This is a genomic window from Micromonospora sp. M42 (genome assembly GCF_000568915.1).
GTDB classification, from domain to species: Bacteria; Actinomycetota; Actinomycetes; order Mycobacteriales; family Micromonosporaceae; genus Micromonospora; species Micromonospora chalcea.
The window spans coordinates 2,893,761-2,897,781 of record NZ_KK037233.1 but is presented as its reverse complement, the minus strand read 5'-3'; the positions used below and the strand labels follow the sequence as shown (position 1 = coordinate 2,897,781).

Here is a 4,021-nt window from a genome sequence, read left to right as displayed (position 1 = left end):
CATGACCGCCGAGATCCGCATGCCCGAGCGTGAGCTGCGTGGTCGTGGCCCGGGTGGCCCGCCCGCGCTGCCGCAGCAGGGCTACGGCGCGCCGGAGCCCGGTTACGGGCCGCCGGACCAGGGTTACGGCCCCGGCCCTTCGATGACCGGCCCGCCGCTGGTGACCCCGCCGGTCGCCGGTCCGCCGATGGTGGGCCCGCCGATGGCCGGCCCGCCCGGCAGCGACCTCTACCGGGTCGACCAGATTCGGCGCAGCTTCCAGGTCCGCCGGTTCGGCAGCGGGTACGACCCGGACCAGGTCGACCGGTTCTTCGACACGCTGCTCGGCGGCATGCAGGGCCGCAACCCGATGCCGGTGAACCCGAAGGACCTCGACACGCTGCGTTTCGGGCTGGTGCCCGGCGGCTACTTCGAGGCCGAGGTCGACGCCGCGCTCAAGGACGTGCAGGACATCCTGCTCGGCCGCTGACCCGCACCCGACGACGAAGGGCCCACCCCGCGAGGGGTGGGCCCTTCCGCGTACCGTTTGCGCCGCTCGTCAGGACCGCAGGCCGTTGCGGCGCAGCACGGCGTCGCCGATGACGATGGCGACCAGCAGCCCGGCGATCCCGAACAGCCAGATGTGCTCCACCCGGCCCTCCTCGATCCCGCAGAGCGCCATCAGAACCAAGACCAGCGCCGACAGCAACGCGCCGATCCGTCCGGACTTGCGGTGCCCGGGCTTGTGCTGATCTGGCGCGGTTACCGGCTCGTCTCCTGCCACTGTCGGTCCTTCCCTCGCGATCGGATCTCCGATCAGTCTGGCACGCCCTCAACCGGCCCCGGCGCAGGGTCCGGCCTCCGGTGCGCTTGATGACCCGGGCGGGCGACAGCGTGGTTGTCGCATGACCCGGGCCGTAGGTCCCGTCCGGGTCGGGGCGGTTGGGCACTACCGGCGTCGCGGGACGGCGAGCACACTGCCTCCGGTAGCGTCTTGACGTACACCTGATGCCTTTTTGAGGGGGACTGCGGTGCGAGTGACCGGTACGGGCCATGCCAGCATGCGGATCGACACGGCCGCGGGCAGCATCCTGTGCGACCCGTGGGTCAATCCCGCCTACTTCGCCTCGTGGTTCCCCTTCCCGGACAATTCCCTGCTCGACTGGGAGACCCTCGGCCAGGTCGACTACCTGTACGTGTCGCACCTGCACCGGGACCACTTCGACGCCAAGCACCTGCGCGACTTCGTGTCCAAGGACGCCACCGTCCTGCTCCCCGAGTTCCCCACCTCGGAGATGGAGGACGAGTTCCGGGAGCTGGGCTTCACCAAGTTCCTCAAGGCCCCGAACGAGCAGGTCGTGGAGTTGCCCGGCGGCCTGAAGATCATGATCCAGGCGCTGACCAGCCCGACCGACGGCCCGATCGGCGACTCCTCGCTCTGGGTCGAGTACGACGGCGTCCGGCTGCTCAACCAGAACGACGCCCGCCCGACCGACCTGAGCGTCTTCGCCGAGCTGGGCCACGTGCACGCGCACATGCTGCAGTTCTCCGGCGCGATCTGGTACCCGATGGTCTACGAGCTGCCGCAGGCGGCGAAGACCGCGTTCGGCAAGCAGAAGCGGGACCGGCAGTTCGACCGCACGTGGCGCTACATCGACGACCTGAAGGCCGACCACGTCTTCCCGATCGCCGGCCCGCCGTGCTTCCTCGATGACGAGCTGTGGCAGTTCAACGACATCTTCGGCGACGAGGGCAACATCTTCCCCGACCAGTCGGTGTTCCTGTCCGAGTACGCCAAGGTCGGCGGCACCAACGGCATCGTGCTGCTGCCGGGCAGCGTCTCGGAGATCACCACCGAGGGCGCGACCACCACGCACCCGGTGCCGGTGGAGGAGTTCTTCGCGAACAAGGTCGCCCACCTGGAGGAGATGCGGGAGCGCAAGCGCGGCGTCATCGAGGCCGAGAAGGCGTCCTGGCGGCACCCCGAGGTCGACGTGCTCGGTGAGATGAAGCGCCGGATCGAGCCGCTGCTGGACGAGTCGATCTACCTGGCCAAGGGCGTCGGCGGTCCGGTCCGCTTCGACCTGGTCGGCTACGACGGCTCCGAGGTCGAATCCATCGTGGTGGACTTCCCGGGCAAGGAGGTCCGGCCGTACGCGGACGAGAAGGTCCGCTACCGCTTCCGTACCGAGCGGGCGCTCATCGAGCACCTGCTGCACATCGGCGAGGTCGACTGGGTCAACTCGCTGTTCCTGTCGTGCCGCTTCTCGGCGGCCCGCATCGGCCAGTACAACGAGTTCGTCTACGCCTTCTTCAAGTGCCTCTCCGAGGAGCGCCTCCAGTACGCCGAGGGCTGGTACGACGAGCACGAGCGGGCCGTCGACGCCGAGGACATCACGCTCGACGGCTGGGTGGTGCAGCGGCGCTGCCCGCACCTGAAGGCGGACCTGAGCCGGTTCGGCATCGTCGACGGCGACCAGCTGACCTGCCAGCTGCACGGCTGGAAGTTCGACCTGGCCAGCGGCCGCTGCCTGACCAGCGTCGGGCACAAGATCCGGGCGCACCGCGCGGACGCGGAGACCTCGGCGCCGGCCGTCTGACGGTTTCGCCCCGCACGCCGCCCCCGGCACGCGACCATCGGTCGTGAGGGGGGCGGCGTGACGGGTGCGGACAGGGAACCGGTGTACCGGTTCGGGCGCGGCAGCGAGATGGCGCGGGACGCCTCGCGGGTGGAGGCGTTCAGCGACGCGGTGATCGCCATCGTGCTCACGCTGATGGCCGTCGAACTGCTGGCGTTCGACCCGGACCTGCCGCAGGACGACGGGCTGGCCGCGGTGCTCGTGCAGGAGTGGCGGGCCTACCTGGCGTACGTGATCACCTTCGCCATCGTCGGCCAGGTCTGGCTGACCCACCACAACATGTGGCGCTACGTCCGCCGGGTCGACCAGATGCTGCTGGTGCTGAACCTGCTGCTGCTGATGTTCGTGGCGGCGATCCCGTTCACCGCCGACCTGCTCGCGGACAACCTGCGCGGCACCGTGCGTGACCAGCGGCTGACCGCCGCGCTGTACGTGGGCGTGGTGCTCGGCGAGGCGCTCTTCTTCAACCTGAGCTGGTGGTGGGCGCGCCGCCGCGGGCTGCTGCACGCGGATCTGGACCCGAGGCTGGCGAGCGCGGTGGCCCGCCGGTTCCGGCTCGGCCCGCTGCTCTACCTGGTCGCGTTCGCCATCGTGTTCATCGACCCGCTGCTGAGCCTGCTGGCGTACCTGCTGCTGGTCGGCGTCTACCTGGTGCGCGGTCCGGGCGATCTCCCGCCCGCCGGCCAGGAGGCGCCCGACACGCCGTGAGCGGTTGTTAAGAAGGGGCCCTTCCTCTACCGGAGGCGTTAATAAGGGGCCCTTCCTTACATGTCGGCGAGGATGCGGCGGGCCGCGTTGTGCCCGGCCGCGCCGATCACGCTGCCCGCCGGGTGGCAGCCGGCGCTGCCCGCGTACACGCCGTCCACACCCGTCGCGTACGGCATCCGGTCGGTGAACGACACCGTGTTGTCGACGTGGTGGATGTGCCCGCCGGTGATGCCGAAGTGCGCCTCGATGCCGGGCGGCGGCAGCGGCACCGCGTCCGCGACCAGGTCACCGGCGCCCGGGGCGTACCGTTCGCAGATCGCGAGCAGCCGCTCCACGTAGCCGGGCAGCGCCGCGTCCCAGGTGGTGCCGGCCAGCTCGTAGGGGACCGACTGGACGAACAGCGCCGACGAGTGGTTCCCCGCCTCGTCGGACAGCGACGGGTCGACTGTGGTGTGCAGGTACCACTCGATCGTCGGCTCGTCCGGCAGCCGCCCGGCCCGCACGTCCGCCCACATGCCGCGCAGCGCCGCCATCGGCGACTCGCCGCCGTCGCCGACGAGCGAGGCCGAGCCGGGCAGCAGGTGGATGGTCGACCCGAACGGGCTCGGCGCGTCCGCCGGCAGGCAGGAGAAGCGGGGCAGCCCGGTCAGCGCCAGGTTGAGCTTGAGCGTGGTGCCGGGGCGGCGGACCGCGCC

Annotated in this window: 4 protein-coding genes and 1 pseudogene; 3 read left to right on the top strand and 2 right to left on the bottom strand. The window is 70.6% G+C overall.

Annotated features, from left to right (window positions below; all coding sequences use genetic code 11):
- Nucleotides 1-469 (top strand): annotated as a pseudogene (locus MCBG_RS13040) (cell division protein DivIVA); the annotation flags it as partial.
- A 69-nt stretch (nucleotides 470-538) separates the two neighbouring features.
- Here the strand turns inward: MCBG_RS13040 and MCBG_RS31755 are convergent.
- Nucleotides 539-763: a hypothetical protein gene (locus MCBG_RS31755; RefSeq protein WP_082931019.1), complete on the bottom strand. Its 225-nt coding sequence runs from the start codon at nucleotides 761-763 to the stop codon at nucleotides 539-541.
- A 247-nt stretch (nucleotides 764-1,010) separates the two neighbouring features.
- Here MCBG_RS31755 and MCBG_RS13035 point away from each other — a divergent pair, with 247 nt between their 5' ends.
- Entirely contained in the window at nucleotides 1,011-2,579 is a 1,569-nt protein-coding gene (locus MCBG_RS13035) for a Rieske 2Fe-2S domain-containing protein (protein WP_043325879.1), read from the top strand.
- 108 nt (nucleotides 2,580-2,687) lie between these two features.
- Nucleotides 2,688-3,326: a TMEM175 family protein gene (locus MCBG_RS13030; RefSeq protein ID WP_051611534.1), complete on the top strand. Its 639-nt coding sequence runs from the start codon at nucleotides 2,688-2,690 to the stop codon at nucleotides 3,324-3,326.
- 56 nt (nucleotides 3,327-3,382) lie between these two features.
- Here the strand turns inward: MCBG_RS13030 and MCBG_RS13025 are convergent.
- A partial coding sequence (locus MCBG_RS13025; RefSeq protein WP_043330557.1) for a phytoene desaturase family protein occupies nucleotides 3,383-4,021 on the bottom strand: 639 nt, incomplete at its 5' end.